This is a genomic window from Actinocrinis sp., from assembly GCF_035946395.1.
Classification (GTDB): Bacteria; Actinomycetota; Actinomycetes; order Streptomycetales; family Catenulisporaceae; genus Actinocrinis.
Genome location: NZ_DASYZI010000253.1, coordinates 1 through 17,760, shown reverse-complemented (window position 1 = coordinate 17,760; position 17,760 = coordinate 1). Strand labels below are relative to the sequence as shown.

Sequence of the window (17,760 nt, the reverse complement as noted above, 5' to 3'; positions counted from 1 at the left end):
GTCACCAGGTCGTGAGCATCGAACGGCGCGTTCTCCAGCCATTTGATGGAGCCCAAGAACAGCAACTCCCTCGCGACCGGCTCTCTGTCCGCGCCGACGATGTCGATCTCGACATCGTTGCTCCGGGTCCAGTATCCGCCGACGGTGGGCGCCACGGGGATGCCCTGGCTCGGCAGCAGGCGCATGAGCGACTCACACACGAGAGGCTCGATCGCGCGGCCCCGCCATGCCAGCCAGCCTCGCTTGATTCTTTGCAGGGTCAGATCCGAGCGCATTCGATCGATCTCGGCCAGGTGAGAGCCAAGGAATGCGAAGTAGAAGCGCAGGTAGGAGTCCGTGATCCGGTAGCGGCGCTCCTTCGAGGGCTGGAGTGAGACGGGCAGTTCGGCAGCGACGATCCGTTTCTGGACCAGCAGCTCCGCCGCGCGCACGAGAGTCGAGTGGGAGACGCCGACTGCGCGCGCGATGTTCGTGAAGGTCCGCTCACCGCTGCCGATCGCTCCGAGCACGGCGCGGGCCTGGGCCTGGTCCGGGAACTCCGCGGCGAGGGAAAGCTGCGCCGAGGCGATCAGCGGGCTGACCGGCTCGGCGAGTTCATGCTCCAGGAACGACCAGAGATCCTCTCCATGACGCCACCGCGCGCACACGATGGGAAGCCCGCCGGTCACGAGCTCCGCGTCGAACGCGTCGGCCGCGCCCAGACCGGTCATCGCGGCGACGTCTCCGACATTCAGCGGACCGATCGTCATATCGGCACCACGCTGATGGAACGGTCGGCCGTAGGAAGTGAGCGCCTCCATCATCGACAGGTCGGAGCCGATCAGCAGCAGGAGCAGCGGCTTGTGCGAGAGCTCGCGGTCCCACGCACGCTGTAGCACGCTTTCGAACGCCCCGGCCTCGTCCATCAGATAAGGAACCTCGTCGAGAACCACGACGCTGGGCCGGTCTTCCGGCAGGATTCCGGAAAGCTGCCGCAATGCGGCGGCCCAGTTTCCGGGTGTCGCGTCGGCGAAAAGCTCCGCGCCGGGCAAGGTCGAGACCGCCACGTCGCGGATGAACTCGGCCAGCGGATCGTCGCCGAATCCGATCTCGGCCGTGTGGAAGACGTAGGGCGCACCGCTGCGTCGGACGAACTCCTCAACCAGCGCGGACTTCCCGATCCGGCGGCGACCTCGCAGGATCAGACACCGGCCGGGTTTCGAGAAGCCCGCCGAGTCGTTCACGTCGCGCAGGGCCCGGTTGAGTATGGCAAGCTCACGCTTTCTGCCGACGAACTCCGCCATGGGACCTCCAGGGAGTTTCGATACTATCGATGGCAATACTATTGCTGGCGAGAGTATCTCATGTCGTTGGACTGAAAGTTCCAGGACGGTGACCGGGCACGCTCCCATGTCTTTGTTGATGAGTACTGCCCAGCTCATCGACAGGTATGGGTGGGCGGTGCTAGAAATCTGCTGCCGAGCTTTGGGAGCGCTCCCAGTTCAGAGTGCGGGTGAATGAGCTCCAACAAGGCCCGAGTGCAGCACCAGATGTGCAGACGTAAGACATCAAAAACGTCAAAACATCAAAACGTCAAGATGTGCAGACATCACGACGTGCAGATGTGCAGATGTGCAGATGTGCAGGCGTACCCTCGTCATCGATCCAGGAGCCGCAATGATGCGTCATCCGTCCCGGCCTCGCAGCCATACCCACCGCAGGCACAGCGCCCTAAGCACCCTGAGCACCCTCCGCACGAGTCGGCGGGCCGTGCTCACCCTCGCCTTGGCGCTATGCGCCGTCAGCCTCTCGGCCTTCGCGGCCGCCAACCCTGCCTCGGCGACGACTACGCCGACCGTGATCAACCCGGGCTTCGAGGCCGACGGCACCGGCACCGCCAACCCGACCGGCTGGTCCAAGAGCGGGACCACCGCCGCGTCGTACACCGAGTCGGGCGGCCGCTCGGGCTCCTACCGGCTCAGCCACTACTCGGCCTCGGCTTACACCGTCGACACGTTCCAGCAGATCACGAACATCACCGCAGGCAACTACACGCTCGGGGTCTGGGTGCGCTCGAACGACACCGGCGGCAACAACTGGATCACCATGACCAGTTGCGGCGGCACCACGCCGAAGACGTACGTCCCGTCGAACTCGGACGGCAACTGGGTCCACATCGTCACCTACGCCAACGTCACCAGCAGCACCTGCTACATCGACTTCCACTCGGCCTCCGCGGCCGGGGCGTGGACGAACTACGACGACGTCACCTTCACCGCGGGCTCCGCGCCCGTCGCGATCCGTGGCGGCGACGTGTCCAGCCTGTATCGCGGTGAACAGCTCGGCGGCGTCTACTACAACTCGTCGGGGAGCGCGCAAAACGCGTTGCAGATCCTGTCCGGAGCCGGGATGAACTACGTCCGGCTGCGCGTCTGGGTGAACCCGTCCGACGGGTTCGACAACGAAAGCCAGTTGCTCGCGATGGCGAAGCAGGCTCACAACACCTACGGCCAGCAGATCCTGCTCGACCTGCACTATTCCGACACCTGGGCGGATCCCGGCCACCAGACGATGCCGGCGGCCTGGTCGTCGGACACTCTCGGCCAGCTCGAAACCCAGGTCTACAACTACTCGAAGCAGGTGGTCGGCGACCTCGTCGCACAGGGCACGCCCCCGGCGATGGTGCAGGTCGGCAACGAGATCAACGGCGGGATGCTCTGGTCGCTGGGATCGACCTCGAACTGGTCGCAGCTCGCCGCGCTGCTCAAGCAGGGCATCGCCGGGGTTAAGGCGGCCTACTCCTCCGCCAGGATCATGCTGCACCTGGCGGCCTCGGACAGCCTGTCGACCCTGGAGACCTGGTACACGAACGCGATCAACAACGGCGTGTCCTTCGATGTGATCGGCCTCTCGTACTACGACTACTGGCATGGTCGGCTCGACGTGCTCCAGAGCGACCTGAACGGTCTGGCCGCCAAGTACGGCAAGCAGGTCGCCGTCGCCGAGACCGCCTACCCCTGGACGCTCACCTCGGGCGACTCGCTGACCCCGTCGTTCGACACCGCGAGCGAGCTCGACCCCGGATACGCGGCCAGCGAGTACGGCCAGATGTCGAACTTCCGCGACGTGCTCTCCGTCGTCCAGGCGGTGCCGAACGGCCTGGGCCTCGGCGCGTTCTACTGGGAGCCGACCTGGACCGTGGTCTCCGGCAACGGCTGGGACCCGGCCAACCCGTCGTCGCAGGACTCGTGGGAGAACCAGGCGATGTTCAACTACTCCGACAAGGCACTGTCGGTCGTGAACGACTACGCGGCCCGGTAGTAAGTAGTTAGGACAACCTGACGACACGTACCGTGCCGGCCGGGATGGACGTCGATCCGGTGAAGGACTCGCCGGTGAGCAGATCCACACCCGAAGCCGGCACGGTCACGTCGGTCGCGCCGTGGTTGATGGCGAACAGGTATGACACGCCGTCGGCTGACACGCGGCGCACCGTTTCGAGCGTGTCGGGGGTGCCGGTGTCGAAGGTGACGCCCGCGTCCGCGGCAGCGGCACGCAGGATCTCGCGCAGCGTGGCGGGGTCCGGGCGGGTGGAGACGTACCAGGCGTGTCCGGCTCCGTAGGCGTGCCGGGTGACCGCCGGCTTCCCTGCGGCCGGACCGTCCGCGTAGAAGAACGCCGCCGACGCGCCGCGCAGTTCGACGTCCTCAGCCCACACGGTCGCCGTCCCCGCGGTGGAGCCGGTCAGCGACAGTGTCCAGTCCGAGCGCAGCGGCAGAAACTCCTCGACCCGGATTCCGAGCAGGTCACGCAGCGCGCCCGGGTAGCCGCCGAGGTGGATCGAGTCGTCCTCGTCGACGATGCCGGAGAAGTACGAGACGACCAGCGTCCCGCCGCCTTCCACGTAGCGGCGCAGGTTGTCCGCCCACGCCGTGGTCATCAGGTATGTCTGCGGAACGACGACGAGCTTGTACGCGGACAGGTCCGCGGAAGGGTGCGCGAAGTCGGTAGTCACGTGCGCACGCCACAGCTGTTCGTAGTAGGCGAGTTGACGCTCCTTGAAGTCCAGATCCACCGACGGCCGGAACGCTTGCCCGAGCGCCCACCACGACTCCCAGTCCCACAGCACCACCGTGTCGGCTGCCGTCGCCGAGCCCTGAAGCTCACGCAGCGCGGCGAGTTGCGCGCCGAGAGCGACCACCTCGCGCCAGATCCGCGACTCGGTGCCGGTGTGCGGCAGCATCGCCGAGTGGAACTTCTCGCCGCCGCCGCGCGAGGCCCGCCACTGGAAGAACATCGCGCCGTCCGCGCCCCGCGCCACGTGGGCGAGGGAGTTGCGGCGCATCTCCCCGGGCCGCTTGGCCACGTTGCGCGGCTGCCAGCTGACCGCGCCGGTGGAGTGCTCCATCAGCAGCCACGGCGCGCCGCCGCGCATCGAGCGGGTCAGATCCGCGCACAGCGCCAGCTCGATGTGGTTGTCCGGCAGCTCGGCGGCCAGGTAGTGGTCGTTCGCGGCCAGGTCCACCTCGCGCGCCCAGGTCCACAGGTCCAGCGCCTTGCAGTTGATCAGCTGGAAGTTCGTGGTCACCGGCACGTCCGCACGCCCTACGCGGGCGGTGTGTGCCCTGATGACGTCGCGCTCGGCGGTGTACAGCTCCAGCAGCGAATCCGAGGTGAAGCGGTGGAAGTCCAGCCGGTGCGTCGGATTCACGTCGGCCATCGGGGTGCGGCGTGGTGCGTCGATCTGCTCCCACGCGGTGTAGTGCTGGCCCCAGAAAGCCGTGGTCCAGGCGGCGTTGAGCGCGTCGAGCGTGCCGTAACGCGTGCGCAGCCAGTCCCGGAAGGCGGCGGCCGAGACCGGGCAGTAGCACTCGGAAACCGGCGCGCCGTACTCGTTGTGCACGTGCCACATCACCATGGCCGGATGGTCGGCGTACCGGGCGGCGAGCTGCCCGGTGACGTTCGCGCAGGCCGCGCGGTACTCGGGCGCGTGCGGGCAGTAGGTCTGGCGCGACGAGCCGCCGAGCACGACGCCGTCCCGGGTGACCGGGCGCACGTGCGGATAGGCGGCCAGGAACCAGGCCGGAGCCGAAGCGGTCGGGGTGGCCAGGTCGACGGCGATCCCGGCCTCATGCAGCAGCCCGATGACCCGGTCCAGCCAGCCGAAGTCGTAGACGCCCTGCTCTGGCTCGATCAGCGCCCAGGCGAAGATGCCGAGGCTGACCAGGTTGACCCCGGCCTCGCGCATCAGTTCGACGTCCTCGGCCCACACCTCCTGCGGCCACTGCTCGGGGTTGTAGTCGGCTCCGTAGGCGAGGGCCTCAAGGCGAGGCCAGCGCGCGCCGGCGGCCAGCGGCGAGGGCAGCGCCACGGCTTCCCCAGGCTCCGCAGCCGGCACGGGAGCTGCGGATCCGGCGGTCCGTTCAGCCTGGACAGTCATGGGTTCCCCCTCGCTGGAGTGACGCCTTACGGTGCCGCCCGTCACAATTGGGCAGCCCGATTTGGGAGCGCTCACGAGACGATAACGGGGCAGTCTCGTGCTGGTCTAGCCCAAAGTGGTCTCTTGACAGAAGAAGATCCTGTCACGAATCTGGGAGCGTTCACAACGGCGCATCGGCCAACACCGTAACGCAAGAGCCCCGGCCGGCCCTGACGTGCCGGACGCCACCGCGGCCGCACCGCCCGGAATGCGCGTCCCGATCGTCAACCAGCGTTCTCTCCCGTCCCCCGGAACCACATTGGAGCGGCAATGAAGCTCTCCCGCGCCGTCACTGCGGCCGTCTGCGGCCTCGCCGCGGCCGCGCTCACCGCCGGCTGCTCGTCCAACGGCTCGTCCAACGGCTCGTCCGGCGCCGCGGCGTCCGCGAACGCGAACGCGAACCAGAAGGTGAATCTGACCTTCTGGTCGTGGGTGCCGAACATGGACAAGATCGTCGCGGCCTGGAACAAGGAGCATCCGGACATCCAGGTCACCTTCACCAAGGCGGCCGGCGGCGACGCGGAACTGACAAAGCTGCTCACCTCCGGCAAGGCACACACGATGCCGGACATCGCCCAGGTCGAGTACCAGTCCCTGCCCACCCTGGTGTCGAACAACTACCTCGCCGACATCTCGAAGTACTCCGGCGGCTTGCAGAGCGACTACCCCGCCGGCCTGTGGAGCCAGGTCACGCTCGGCACCGGCGCCCTGTACGGCGTACCGCAGGACGCCGCCCCGCTGGCCTTCTTCTACCGCACCGACCTGTTCAAGCAGTACGGCCTGACCGTGCCGACCACCTGGGCCGAGTACCAGGCCGAAGCGCAGAAGCTGCACGCCGCGAATCCGAAGGCGTACATGGGCGACACCGCGACCACCGACGGCGGCCTGTTCTCCGGGCTGACTCAGCAGGCCGGGGCCAAATGGTGGACCGCCTCCGGCAGCTCCTGGTCCGTGGGCATCGACTCCGCCGCGTCACAGAAGGTCGCCTCCTACTGGGGCGGCCTGGTCAAGTCGGGCGCGGTCGACAACAAGGCGGCCTGGACCGCCGACTGGAGCAAGGCGCTGGACAACGGCACCTACGCCTCCTGGATCGCGGCCGTCTGGGCGCCGGGCACCCTGGCCTCCGAGGCCGCCGACACCTCCGGCAAGTGGGCGATGGCCGAACTGCCGCAATGGACGGCGGGCGAGCACGTGACCGGCAACTGGGGCGGCTCGGCCACCTCGGTTACCTCCGACTCGACGCATCCGCAGCAGGCCGCCGCGTTCATCGCCTGGATGAACCACGAGTCCGAAGGCACCGACCTGCTGGTGACTCAGGGCAGCGTCTACCCGGCCTCACTGACCGCCGAGTCCAGCAGTTCGCTGGCCGTCCCGACGTTCATCGCCGGCCAGAGCGACTTCTACACGCAGGCCAAGGCGTACTCGCAGGCCGCCGCCGCGGCGACCTGGGGCCCGGACGTCAATGTCGCGTACAGCGCCTTCGGCGACGCGTTCGGCGCCGCCGCGACCAACAAGTCAGACTTCCTGGCCGCGCTGAGCACCGTGCAGCAGAAGGTGGTCGCCGACATGAAGAGCAACGGGTTCACGGTCAGTTGAGCCGCGAGCCGCTGAGCCGCGCAGAACCGCGGCATCTCTGAACCGCTCAGCCCCCAAGCCACCGGGCCCCGCAGCCGCCGCACTCGGCCGCGGGGCCCGGTACCCACACCGTGTCCAATCCATATCGAGCTCCCGCGTCCACCCCGACGACGAGACGAGGAGACGAGCATGACGGCGACCGCAGTCGTCAGCGGGCCGACCACCGCCGGCCCCGATCCGGCCCGAAGGCGATGGACGCCGGCCCCGCGCGCCGTGCCCTACGCGTTCATGGTCCCGGCCGTGCTCCTGTTCGCCGCGGTGTTCCTCGTGCCGCTGGGCTACACCGTCTACCTGAGCACCCAGAGGACCGCGATCCGGGGGCTGGGTCTCGGCGCCGGCGCGCGCAAACAGGTCTTCGACGGTCTCGGCAACTACACGGCCGTCCTGCACGACTCCGAGTTCTGGCACAGCGTTTTGCGCGCGCTGCTCTACGGCTGCATCCTGATCCCGCTGATGCTGGGCCTGGCCACCGTCTTCGCCCTCATCCTCGACGCGCAGCGGGTGCGGCTCAAGCGCCTCGGCCGCATCGCAATCTTCCTGCCCTACGCCGTGCCCACGATCATCGGCTCACTGCTGTGGGGCTTCATGTACCTGCCGTCGGTCTCACCGATCGACTCAGTGCTGCACACGCTGTTCGGCAGCAGCGGCATCAACTTCTTCGGCCAGCACGCCGTATACCTGTCCGTCGCCAACATCGGCATCTGGGGCGGCACCGGCTTCAACATGATGGTGCTCTACACCGCGCTGCGCGCCCTGCCGCAGGAGGTGTACGAGGCGGCGCGGCTCGACGGCTCCGGCGACTTCCAGATCGCTCTGCGGATCAAGCTGCCGATGATCCGGCCGTCGCTGGTCATGACCGGACTGTTCTCCACGATCGCGACGCTCCAGGTCTTCAACGAGCCGTACACCATCCACACCATGTCGGCAGGCGCGGTCTCCTCGACCTGGACGCCGCTGATGAAGATCTACCACGACGCCTACACCGGCCAGGACACCTTCCTCGGCTCGGCCGAGTCGATCGTGCTGGCGGCGCTGCTGTTCGCGCTCTCCTTCCTGATCCTGCGCCTGACCAGCCGCCAGACCTTCGGAGGCGAGCCCCGATGACCACCGTGCCGACGAAGCACGTGATGACGACGAGCCGTCGTCCGCGCCGAGTCGCGATCGTGCCGACCGCCGTACTTCTGCTCGGCGTGCTGTACACGCTGCTGCCGGTCGCGTGGGTGGTGGTGGCGTCCACCAAGAACAACACCGAGTTGTTCAACCTGTCCGCGTTCCGGCCGGGCACCGCGTTCTTCGACAATCTGCGGCAGCTCTCCTCGTACCGCGACGGGATCTTCTGGCAGTGGATGTGGAACACGGCGATCTACGCAGGCGGCGGCGCGGTGCTCTCGGCCGCGCTGTCCGCGCTGACCGGCTACACGTTCGCCAAGTACCGCTTCCGCGGCAAGGGCTTCTTCTTCAACCTGATCCTGGTCGGCGTGCTCGTCCCCGCGGTCGTCCTCGCCGTGCCGCAGTACCTGCTGGTGGCCAAGCTCGGCTTCGCCGACACCTACTGGTCGGTGCTCATCCCGTCGATCGTCTCGCCCTACGGCATCTACCTCGCGCGCATCTACGCGGGCGCGTCCGTGCCCGACGAGGTGATCGAGGCGGCGCGGATGGACGGCTCCAGCGAGTGGCGGACCTTCCTGCGCGTCGCCGTGCCGATGATGGCCCCCGGGCTGGTCACCATCTTCCTGTTCCAGTTCGTGGCGATCTGGAACAACTTCCTGCTGCCGTGGCTCATGCTCGGCAGCGACACCAAGTACCCGCTCACCGTCGGCCTCTACACCCTGCTGACCCAGGGCACCGCGACCCCCGCCCTCTACACCGTGGTCATCGCCGGCTCGATGCTGTCGATCATCCCGCTGGTCGTGCTGTTCCTGCTGCTCCAGCGGTTCTGGCGGGTCGATCTTTCCGCCGGATCAGTCAAGTGACAGACTTTTCGCACGGCGCGGCCGGCGACCGTGCGCGGACACAGACGCGGAGACTGACAGGGCAGACAGGGCGGACTGCGGTGAGCGGGAACGAGGGCCACGGCAGTGCCGGTGGTGGGGCCGGCAGTGGGGCCGGTGCCGCGAGGCGCGCCAGACCCACCATCGAAGACGTCGCGACCGAAGCCGGGGTGTCGCGCGGCACCGTGTCACGGGTGCTCAACGGCGGCGTGAACGTCTCCCCCACGGCGCTGGCCGCAGTGCGTAAGGCAATCAAGCAGACCGGCTACGTGGTCAACCATCACGCACGCTCGTTGGTCACCCAGCGCTCGCGGTCCGTCGCGTTCATCCTGTCCGAGCCGCAGGAGAAGTTCTTCGAGGACCCGAACTTCCCGATCCTGCTGCGCGGCTGCACCCAGGCGCTGGCCGAGCACGACATGCCGCTGCTGCTGTCGATCGCCGGTACCGGGGAGGAGCGCGAGCGGGTCGTGCGCTTCATCGCGGCCGGCCACATCGACGCCGCGCTGCTGATCTCCACGCACGCAGGCAACCCGGTGATCGACCGGCTGCACGCCCTGGGCGTGCCCGCCGTGGCCTGCGGCATGCCGATCGGGCACGAGCACGACCTCGCCTACGTCTCGGTGAACGAGGCCGAGGGCGCCAGGCAGGCCACCGCGCACCTGGCGCGGACAGGCCGGCGGCGGATCGCGACGGTCACCGGCCCGATGGACACCCCTGGCGGGCGTGACCGCCTGGCCGGCTACCGCGACGCACTCGCGACGGCAGGGCTGCAAGGCGGCCCGGACCTGGTCGAGCACGGCGACTACACGCAGGCCTCCGGCGAAGCCGCGATGACCAGGCTCCTGGCGCGCGTCCCCGGCCTCGACGCGGTCTTCGTCGCCTCGGACCTGATGGCGGTCGGCGCGATCGAGGCGATCGGCCACGCGGGCAAGTCGGTTCCCGGCGACGTGGCCGTGGTCGGCTTCGACGACTCCCCGGCGGCCCTGGCCGCACGCCCCCAGCTCACCACGGTGCGCCAGCCCTGGCGGCGCATCTCGCAGGAGATGGTGCGGCTGCTGCTGGCCGAGCTGGACGGCCAGGAACCGGCGGCCGTGATACTTCCCACGGAACTGGTCGTACGCGCCTCCGCCTGAGTCCGGGGAACGGCCCCTCCAGCGCGGATATCGTCAGGCGATGGCGATCGAAACGCGGTAGTCCGCGGCAGCCTGTTCATGCGCCGTATCCCGGTGCTGGATAGGCTGAATAGACAGGGCTCTGAGGAAGCTGGCCGCCTTCGCGGGCCACGCCATACCCGACCGGGTGATGCGATTGGTCTCGTACCCGGGCGCCCCGGACGTTCACCCCTTCACAGCGCCCTGCGTACCGCGCACGATGTGCCGTTGGAAGATGAAGAAGACCACTGCGACCGGAATCGTCATCAGCAGCGCGGCGGCCAGCTTGAGCGGGTACTGGCTGCCCTGGCCTAGCTGGCCGCTGACCAGGGTGGCCACGCCGCTGGTCAGCGTATTGAGCTGCGGGCTCTGCCGGGAGACGATGAAGTGCGACAGTTCGTTCCACGAGCCCTGGAACGACAGCACGGTGAGCGTGATCAGCGCCGGGCGGGCCATCGGCAGCACGACCGACCAGAACGTGCGCAGCACGCCGGCGCCGTCGATCCTGGCCGCCTCCTCGACGCTGCGCGGGATCGACTCGAAGAACTGCTTCATGATGAACACCCCGGCAGCATCCGCGACCAGCGGGATGATCATGCCAGCATACGTATCGTAGATGCCGAATTCGTTGAGCACGAGGAACTTCGGGATCATCAGCACCACGCCGGGAACGGCGAGCACCGCGATGATCGCGGAGAACAGCGCGCCGCGGCCGCGGAAGCGCAGCCGGGCCAGTGCGTATCCGGCCATCGAGTCGAACAGCAGCCGCCCGGCGGTCACGCTGAGCGCGACGAACGCCGAGTTGGCGAACCAGCGCGGGAAGTCCTGCTGGCCGAGTTCGTGGAACGCGGCCAGGGTCCAGTGCTGCGGGATCGGATTGAGCGGGTTGTTCGCGGCGTCGGCGTCGGTCTTGAAGGACGAGCCGAGCTCGATCAGGAACGGGAAGATGTAGATCAGCGCGAACAGCAGCAGCGCGGCGTAACTGGCCGCTCGCGCGCGAGGGCTCAGCTGGCCGGGCCGGTAGGGCTTCGGGCGGCGGGTCGCCGATCCGCGCTCCGCGATGGCCGCGGCAGTTGCGGTCGTCGCCGCGGCCGTCGCAGCAGCCTGACGTCTCGCCTGACTACTCATCGGCGACCGCCTCCCGGGTGCGCAGGACGAAGCGTTGCAGGACCGTGAGCACCACGATGATCGCGAACAGGATGAACGCGATCGCGGCGCCTTGGCCCCACTGCTGGTCGTTGAACGAGACCGCGTACGACAGGTACGCCGGGGTCAGCGTGGTCTTGGCCGGATTGCCCTGGCTCATGATGTACACCTGGTCGAACACCTGCCAGGTGGCGATCAGTCCGAGGGTGAGCACCAGGAACAGGGTCGGGCGCACCAGCGGCAGGGTGACCATGCGCAGCCGCTGCCACGGGCTGGTGCCGTCGATCAGCGCGGCCTCCTCGACCTCGGCCGGGATGTTCTGCAACGCGGCCAGGAACATCAGCATGAAGGTGCCCGACGTGGTCCACACGGCCAGCATGATCAGCACGGTCATCGCCACGCTCGGCCCGGACAGCCAATCCCACCAGGACTGGCCGAGCAGGCCGTAGTTCGCCAGCACGGCCGGCGCCGAGTGCACGCCGAGCTTGTCCAGCAGCAGGTGGATCAGCCCGTTCGAGTCGGCGAACCAGGTCGGGCCGTTCGCGCCGAGGTCGGACAGCAGGGTGTTGACGACCCCGGCGCCGCCGAACAGGAACAGGAACACCACGGAGATGGCGACCGAGCTGGTGACCGATGGGAAGTAGTACGCCGTGCGGAACAGCCCGCGCCCGGCCAGCCGCCGCCGGTTGAGCACGACCGCGAGGAACAGCGCCAGCGCGGTCTGCGTCGGCACGACCAGCAGCACGTAGTACAGGGTGTTGCGCAGGCTGGCCATCAGATCCTCGCGGGCCAGGCCGTCCCGGGTCAGCAGAGCGGAGTAGTTCTTCGTCCCGACGTAGTGCGCGGCTCCGCTGAACGGGTTACCTTGCCCCGTCCAGTCGCTGACGCTCACCCACGCGGCCATCAGGATCGGGACGACGAGGAACAGCACCAGCAGCAGCACCGCGGGCGCGGTGAACAACCATCCGGCCGCGGCCTCGTGCCCGCGGATGCCGCCGCCCCGGTGCCGGCGTCGACTCCGGCGTACGGCGGAATCCGCGGGCGAGGACCCGGCTGTCATCAGCCTGCTCACTCTCACTGGTTCTGCTGGATGACGGCCTCGAAGTTCTTCTGCACGTTGGACAGCAACGTGGCCGGGTCCGTCGAGGCCAGCTGCGCGACCTTCGAGTCGTAGTCCGAGATCGCCTGCGTCCCGCCGGCCAGCGCCAAGTCAGGCTGCGCATACGACGAGCCGCTGAGGAACGCGGCGTCGGCCGGGAACTGCGCGGTCCACTGGTCCTTGACCGACTGGCGCGACGGCATCACGCCGAAGGCCTTGGCGAAGGTCATCTGCTGGGTGCCGGAGGACAGGAAGTCGACCAGCTTGACCGCGGCGTCCCGGTGCGCGCTCTTGGCCGGCACGCCCCAGCAGTTGGTGAACGACAGCGTCGCCTTGGCTCCCGACGGCCCGGCGGGCAGCGGGTAGACCGTGTACTTGACGCTCGGGTAGTCGCTCTTCATGGCACCGTCGAGCCAGTTGCCGACGATCGTCATCGCCGCGGCGTTCTTGCCGAAGGCCTCGCCGTTCCAGCCCGCGTTGAGCGCCGAGGGGAACTTGAGCGCGCCCTCGCCGAGCAGCTTCTTGACGAAGGCGAGCGCCTGCGTGTTCTGCGAGCTGTCGAAGGACGCCGTCTTCTTGTCCGCGCTCAGCAGCGTGCCGCCGTTCTGATATATGAACTCGTCGACGCCGGCGTGGTCGGAGGCTATGGTCAGCCCGACCCGGCCGCCGGTGGTCAGCTTCCTGGCGACGCTCTCCAGCTGGTCCCAGGTGGCCGGCACGTCGGAGGCGGTCAGCCCGGCCGCGGACCAGTCGGCGTCGTTGACCGCGAGGCCGAGCGTGGACCAGTCCTTGGGCACGCAGTAGAACGTGCCGTTGTACGTGAACGATTGGGTGAGCGCCGGGTAGAAGTCACCGGAATCAGTGATCTTGCTCGCGTACGCGTAGAGCGCGCCGGTCTTGGCGTAGCTCTGGAAGGTGCTGGTGTCGAGGTAGAAGACATCGGCGGGCTTTCCCGAGGCAAAGCCCTGACTCACCTGTTGTTGCAGGTTCTGCGCCGGGATCACGGTGACCTTGACGCCGCTGCGCTTGGTGTACGCGGCGGCCGCGGCCTGGACCGCGGCGGTCTCCGCCGGGCCGCTGGAGCCGATCAGCACGGTGAGCGGTCCGGTGTCGGTGTTGCCGCCGCCGGACGACGAGCTGCCGAAGCTGCCGCCGCTGCTGCCGCACGCGGCGGTGAGGGCGAGGATCACGGCACCGAGACCGGCGAGGGCGGTACGGCCGAGAGGGGTGTGAGGAGACTGAGGAGTCTTCATTGAATTCCTCGGTTCTGTGTCTGTTCGCTGTCTGAGATCGGCGGGGGAAACGCGGCTCACGACGAGGCGCGTACGACCAGTGACGGGGGCAACAGGACGGGGGCGGGGACGTACGCGGGCACGCCGGTCTCGGCGGATCCGGCCGGGCCGGCGCGCTCGGCGAGGAGCTGTTCGAGTTGGTCGATGCAGACCCGGGCGACGTCGTCGACAGGCTGCGCGACGCTGCTCATCCCGATCACCGAGGCGGTCGGCGAGTCGTCGAACCCGACGACGCTCACGTCCCGGCCCGGTGTGAGACCGCGCGCGGTGATCTCGGTCCACGCGCCGAGTGCGAGCGAGTCGCTCACGCAGACGATCGCGGTGGGCGGGTCGGGCAGGTCCAGCAGTTCGGCCCCGGCGGCGCGGCCGGTCGGCAGGCTGTCCAGCACGGCGCGGGTGAGGTCGGCCGTCTCCAGCCCGGCCTCTGCGCAGGCGCGCCGCCAGCCCTCGCGCCGGTCGTCGCCGACCCCGGAACCCTCGGGCCAGCCGAGGAACGCGATGCGGCGGTGGCCGCGCCGGACCAGATGCCTGGTCGCGTCGTAGGTGCCGGCCGCGCCATCGACGTCGACCCAGGCGTGTCCTGCGTCGTCGGCGCCCCACGGGCGGCCGAAGGTGACGAACGCGGCGCCGCGCCCGGTGAGCCAGGCGGTGCGCTCGTCACCGAGGTGGGTACCAGTGAGGACGAAGGCGTCGAGGTCGTGATCGCCGAGTAGTTGGTCGTACTCTGCGATCTCGGCCTGGTCGTCGTCGGCCGCGAACAGCATCACCCGGTACTCGCGCTCCTGGGCGCGCAGAGTCAGGGCATGGATGAAGGCGTCGAGTACGGCGCCGCCGATCCCGTCTTCGGGCGCGTGCATCCGGGCGGCGATCAGATAAGAGCGGCGGGTGCGCAGCGTGCGCGCTGCCCGGTGCGGGCGGTATCCGAGCTCGTCGATCACGGCCCGCACCCGGTCCAGCGTCTCGGGCCGCACCAGATGCGGGGCGTTGAGCACGTTGGACACGGTCTGCCGGGAGACGGCCGCCTGCCGCGCGACGCTCTCCAGCGTGGGGCGGCCCATCGCCTCACTGCTCACCTGGACGCTCACCTCCTGCGGCGCACCCCGTGCGCCGGTTGACCGGACCGCGGTCGCCCGCCCGCGGTCCGGTCGGCTCGGGGTCGTGACCATTTCGAGACTTGGGTTTAAGATCAATCATGTTTGATCGATCAAATCGGGGAGCTTGTGGGTCGCACTGTCGATTTGATCGTTCAAACTCCCGTTATAGTGGGCGTCCGACCGCGTGATGTCAAGGAGGCTCCATGTCGCCCTTTCGCCAGCCGTGGCTGCACGATCTGGTCGCGGCGCTCCAGGCGCCGACCGTCGCGCTCAGCTCGCCCGACGGACAGATGCGCCCCGGCGGGGCTCAGGGTGTACTGCACGCCGACGTCAGGGTCCTCTCACTGTCTCTGCTGACCGTGAACGGCTCGGAGCCCGAGCCCGTGACCGGCGGCGGTACGGGGGCGCAGGCCGCGCTGTTCACCGGCCTGGTTCGCGGGCTCGGCGACAAGGGCGCCGATCCTACCGTGCGCGTGGAACGCTCCAGGCGGGTGGCGCGCGGCGAGGTCGCCGAGGAGATCAGTGTCCTGTCGTACGCGCACATCCCGGTGCGCGCACGGGTCGAACTGACACTGGCCGCGGACCTGGCCAGGATCGAGGCGGTCAAGTCCGGCCGAGCCGGCGACGGCGGACACGGCGTCACTATGGGCGTCGTGAACCAGACTCCTGACAGCGTGCTGCTGCGCTGGGGCGCGGACGGCGTGCGTGCCGAATTGCGGGCCGAAGGCCCGGGCGTGCACGCGACCACCGACGACAGCGATGACGACAACAGCAGTGACGACGCTGAAGACAGCGGCGGCGGCGCGACGATCAGCTGGCTGATCGACCTGCCGTCCGCCGGCTCGGTCACGCTGCGCTGGACGCTACGCGCCGAGGTCGCGGCTGCGCCGGTGCGCGGTGCGGCGAGTCCCGGATCCGCCTGGCGCGACGTGCGCATCGACTGCGCCGACCGGCGGCTGCCCGCGCTGGCCGAGCAGTCGCTCGCGGATCTTCGAGCCCTGCTGATGGCCCCGGCGGACGCGCCAGACGACGTGTTCCCGGCAGCCGGCGCTCCGTGGTTCTTCACCCTCTTCGGCCGGGACAGCCTCTGGACCGCGCGTCTCATGCTGCCGTTCGGCTGGGAACTGGCGGCGGGCACGCTGCGCGCCCTCGCCGCCCGGCAGGGCACCCGGGTGGACGACGAGACGATGCAGGCCCCTGGCAAGATCCCGCACGAACTGCGCCAGGTCGCGTCAGTACACGACGATGTGGGGCACGGCGGCCGGCCGATGCGACTGCCCCCGCTGTACTACGGCACCGTGGACTCGACGCCGCTGTGGGTGTGTGTGCTGCACGACGCGTGGCGCGCCGGGATGCCCGACGAGCAGGTGCGCGCGTTGCTGCCGAACCTGCGCGCGGCGCTCGGCTGGCTGCTCGACTACGGTGACGCCGACGGCGACGGCTTCCTCGAATACCTCGACACCGGCGGGCACGGCCTGGCGAATCAGGGCTGGAAGGACTCCGGCGACTCGATCCGCTTCGCCGACGGCAGCCAGGCGCTGGGCCCGATCGCGCTGTGCGAGGTGCAGGGCTACGCGTACGAGGCGGCCGTGCACGGCGCCGACCTGCTCGACGCGTTCAGCGACGCTGATGTCGACAGCGGCAGTGGCGACGACAGCAGCAGCGAGGACAGCAGCGACAGGAAGTTCGCCGGGCGGCTGCGCGGCTGGGCCGCGGATCTGGCTGCCGGGTTCCGCGAACGGTTCTGGGCCGAGGACGCCGACGGTCCGTTCCCGGCCCTGGCCCTGGACGGCAAGAAGCGTGCAGTAGACGCCCTGACCAGCAACGTCGGCCACCTGCTCGGCACCGGCCTGCTCAACGCGGCGGAAACCGCGCTCGTGCTCGACCGCCTGACCAGCCCGGCCCTGGACAGCGGTTTCGGCCTGCGGACCATGTCCGCGCGGAACCGGGGCTACTCGCCGCTGAGCTACCACTGCGGGTCGGTCTGGCCGCACGACACGGCCATCGTGATCCGCGCGATGGCCGTGGCAGGCCACGGCGGGCGGTCGCTGAGCCTGGTCGACGGACTGCTCGCCGCCGCCGAGCGCTTCGGCTGGCGGCTGCCGGAGCTCTACGGCGGCGACGCCCGCGCCGAGACCCCGCGCCCGATCCCGTACCCGGCCGCGTGCCGTCCGCAGGCGTGGGCCGCGGCATCGGTCGGCGCGATCACGCAGGCATTGCTGGGCCTTGAAATGGACGTCCCCGGCGGGCGGGTGGAGTGCCGGCCGATCGCGCCGAGCCCGTTCGGCACGTTGCACGTCGACGGGCTCGTGACCGTCCGCCGCTGAACGGGCCACGCCCGGCGTGCGTTAGAAGTGAGGAATCAGGAGCGGCGAACGCGAGGGAGAAGCCCATGTGGTGGCGAGTGGTTGTCGGCGTCGTGATGTGCGCGGTCGGTGGCGTGTGGATCGGCCAGGGCTCTGGCGCCATACGCGGTTCGGTGATGACCGGGCACAGCCAGTACACCGCCCTCGGCGCCGTGGTCGCGGCCGTGGGCGTGCTCCTGCTCGTGTGGGCAGGCATGCTCGCCGCCCGACGCCGCGGCGCGGATCAGAACACGAAGTAAGGCGTGAGGTGGCAGGGCACGAGGCGGTAAGGCGCAAGGTGGTAAGGCACGAGGTGGCAGGCCCTCAGTCGCCCTTGACGCCCGCGATCTCGACATGGCGGCGCTTCGCCTCACCGCTCTTCGGGACGCGGACGGTCAGGATCCCGTCCTTGAGCTCGGCCGTGACCGCCTCGGTGTTCACGCCGCGCGGCAGGCTCGTGCGGTAGGCGAACCGTCCGGTGCGGCGGCTGAGCACCGTGCTGCCCTCGCCCCGCTCCTGCTCGTCCAGTTCGCCGCTGATGGCGAGTTG

14 protein-coding genes are annotated in these 17,760 nt (G+C 69.1%); 7 read left to right on the top strand and 7 right to left on the bottom strand.

What is annotated here, in order from left to right:
• The coding region (locus VGS97_RS15670) for an ATP-binding protein (RefSeq protein ID WP_349262152.1) at nt 1-1,283 on the bottom strand (1,283 nt) is incomplete at its 3' end.
• A gap of 376 nt (nt 1,284-1,659) precedes the next feature.
• Between VGS97_RS15670 and VGS97_RS15665 the strand changes: the two genes are divergently transcribed.
• Nucleotides 1,660-3,300, top strand: coding sequence for a glycoside hydrolase family 53 protein (locus VGS97_RS15665; protein ID WP_326854255.1), 1,641 nt, complete (start codon nt 1,660-1,662; stop codon nt 3,298-3,300).
• Nucleotides 3,301-3,307: 7 nt separating this feature from the next.
• On the opposite strand, the gene VGS97_RS15660 is transcribed toward VGS97_RS15665, so the two are convergent.
• Nucleotides 3,308-5,419 carry a beta-galactosidase gene (locus tag VGS97_RS15660; RefSeq protein ID WP_326854254.1) on the bottom strand — a complete coding sequence of 704 codons (2,112 nt, stop codon included), beginning with the start codon at nt 5,417-5,419 and terminating at the stop codon, nt 3,308-3,310.
• Between the two features lie 309 nt (nt 5,420-5,728).
• Here VGS97_RS15660 and VGS97_RS15655 point away from each other — a divergent pair, with 309 nt between their 5' ends.
• The 4 genes from VGS97_RS15655 (at nt 5,729) to VGS97_RS15640 (ending at nt 10,217) form a co-directional block, all read left to right on the top strand.
• Entirely contained in the window at nt 5,729-7,054 is a 1,326-nt protein-coding gene (locus VGS97_RS15655) for an ABC transporter substrate-binding protein (RefSeq protein ID WP_326854253.1), read from the top strand.
• Between the two features lie 168 nt (nt 7,055-7,222).
• Nucleotides 7,223-8,197 carry a sugar ABC transporter permease gene (locus tag VGS97_RS15650; protein ID WP_326854252.1) on the top strand — a complete coding sequence of 325 codons (975 nt, stop codon included), beginning with the start codon at nt 7,223-7,225 and terminating at the stop codon, nt 8,195-8,197.
• Complete coding sequence (locus VGS97_RS15645; RefSeq protein WP_326854251.1) at nt 8,194-9,066, top strand: carbohydrate ABC transporter permease; 873 nt, start codon at nt 8,194-8,196, stop codon at nt 9,064-9,066. The genes VGS97_RS15650 and VGS97_RS15645 overlap by 4 nt, the downstream gene beginning before the upstream one ends.
• Nucleotides 9,067-9,146: 80 nt before the next feature.
• Nucleotides 9,147-10,217 carry a LacI family DNA-binding transcriptional regulator gene (locus VGS97_RS15640; protein WP_326854250.1) on the top strand — a complete coding sequence of 357 codons (1,071 nt, stop codon included), beginning with the start codon at nt 9,147-9,149 and terminating at the stop codon, nt 10,215-10,217.
• A 204-nt stretch (nt 10,218-10,421) separates the two neighbouring features.
• Here VGS97_RS15640 and VGS97_RS15635 read toward each other — a convergent pair whose 3' ends face one another.
• From VGS97_RS15635 to VGS97_RS15620, 4 genes are read right to left on the bottom strand one after another with little or no spacing between them, the layout of a single operon-like run.
• The gene (locus tag VGS97_RS15635; protein ID WP_326854249.1) at nt 10,422-11,363 is read right to left on the bottom strand and encodes a carbohydrate ABC transporter permease; all 942 of its coding nucleotides are present in this window, start codon (nt 11,361-11,363) and stop codon (nt 10,422-10,424) included.
• The gene (locus tag VGS97_RS15630) at nt 11,356-12,441 is read right to left on the bottom strand and encodes a sugar ABC transporter permease (RefSeq protein ID WP_326854248.1); all 1,086 of its coding nucleotides are present in this window, start codon (nt 12,439-12,441) and stop codon (nt 11,356-11,358) included. Before VGS97_RS15630 ends, VGS97_RS15635 begins: the two co-directional genes overlap by 8 nt.
• 14 nt (nt 12,442-12,455) lie before the next feature.
• On the bottom strand, nt 12,456-13,733 hold the full coding sequence (locus tag VGS97_RS15625) for an extracellular solute-binding protein (RefSeq protein WP_326854247.1): 1,278 nt from the start codon (nt 13,731-13,733) through the stop codon (nt 12,456-12,458).
• Nucleotides 13,734-13,789: 56 nt separating this feature from the next.
• Nucleotides 13,790-14,845 (bottom strand): LacI family DNA-binding transcriptional regulator, encoded by a 1,056-nt coding sequence (locus VGS97_RS15620; protein WP_326854246.1) that lies wholly within the window; start codon nt 14,843-14,845, stop codon nt 13,790-13,792.
• A 224-nt stretch (nt 14,846-15,069) separates the two neighbouring features.
• Here VGS97_RS15620 and VGS97_RS15615 point away from each other — a divergent pair, with 224 nt between their 5' ends.
• Entirely contained in the window at nt 15,070-17,193 is a 2,124-nt protein-coding gene (locus VGS97_RS15615; protein ID WP_326854245.1) for a glycogen debranching N-terminal domain-containing protein, read from the top strand.
• Nucleotides 17,194-17,258: 65 nt separating this feature from the next.
• Nucleotides 17,259-17,471: a hypothetical protein gene (locus tag VGS97_RS15610; RefSeq protein ID WP_326854244.1), complete on the top strand. Its 213-nt coding sequence runs from the start codon at nt 17,259-17,261 to the stop codon at nt 17,469-17,471.
• Between the two features lie 64 nt (nt 17,472-17,535).
• Here the strand turns inward: VGS97_RS15610 and VGS97_RS15605 are convergent.
• The coding region (locus VGS97_RS15605; RefSeq protein ID WP_326854243.1) for an Hsp20/alpha crystallin family protein at nt 17,536-17,760 on the bottom strand (225 nt) is incomplete at its 5' end.

What these genes read in the sequence shown, in the direction of transcription:
- VGS97_RS15610 (WP_326854244.1), top strand. Translation starts at nt 17,259, where the DNA reads ATGTGGTGGCGAGTGGTTGTCGGCGTCGTGATGTGCGCGGTCGGTGGC.
- VGS97_RS15645 (WP_326854251.1), top strand. Translation starts at nt 8,194, where the DNA reads ATGACCACCGTGCCGACGAAGCACGTGATGACGACGAGCCGTCGTCCG.
- VGS97_RS15615 (WP_326854245.1), top strand. Translation starts at nt 15,070, where the DNA reads ATGTCGCCCTTTCGCCAGCCGTGGCTGCACGATCTGGTCGCGGCGCTC.
- VGS97_RS15655 (WP_326854253.1), top strand. Translation starts at nt 5,729, where the DNA reads ATGAAGCTCTCCCGCGCCGTCACTGCGGCCGTCTGCGGCCTCGCCGCG.
- VGS97_RS15630 (WP_326854248.1), bottom strand. Translation starts at nt 12,441, where the DNA reads ATGACAGCCGGGTCCTCGCCCGCGGATTCCGCCGTACGCCGGAGTCGA.
- VGS97_RS15665 (WP_326854255.1), top strand. Translation starts at nt 1,660, where the DNA reads ATGCGTCATCCGTCCCGGCCTCGCAGCCATACCCACCGCAGGCACAGC.
- VGS97_RS15625 (WP_326854247.1), bottom strand. Translation starts at nt 13,733, where the DNA reads ATGAAGACTCCTCAGTCTCCTCACACCCCTCTCGGCCGTACCGCCCTC.
- VGS97_RS15635 (WP_326854249.1), bottom strand. Translation starts at nt 11,363, where the DNA reads ATGAGTAGTCAGGCGAGACGTCAGGCTGCTGCGACGGCCGCGGCGACG.
- VGS97_RS15660 (WP_326854254.1), bottom strand. Translation starts at nt 5,419, where the DNA reads ATGACTGTCCAGGCTGAACGGACCGCCGGATCCGCAGCTCCCGTGCCG.
- VGS97_RS15650 (WP_326854252.1), top strand. Translation starts at nt 7,223, where the DNA reads ATGACGGCGACCGCAGTCGTCAGCGGGCCGACCACCGCCGGCCCCGAT.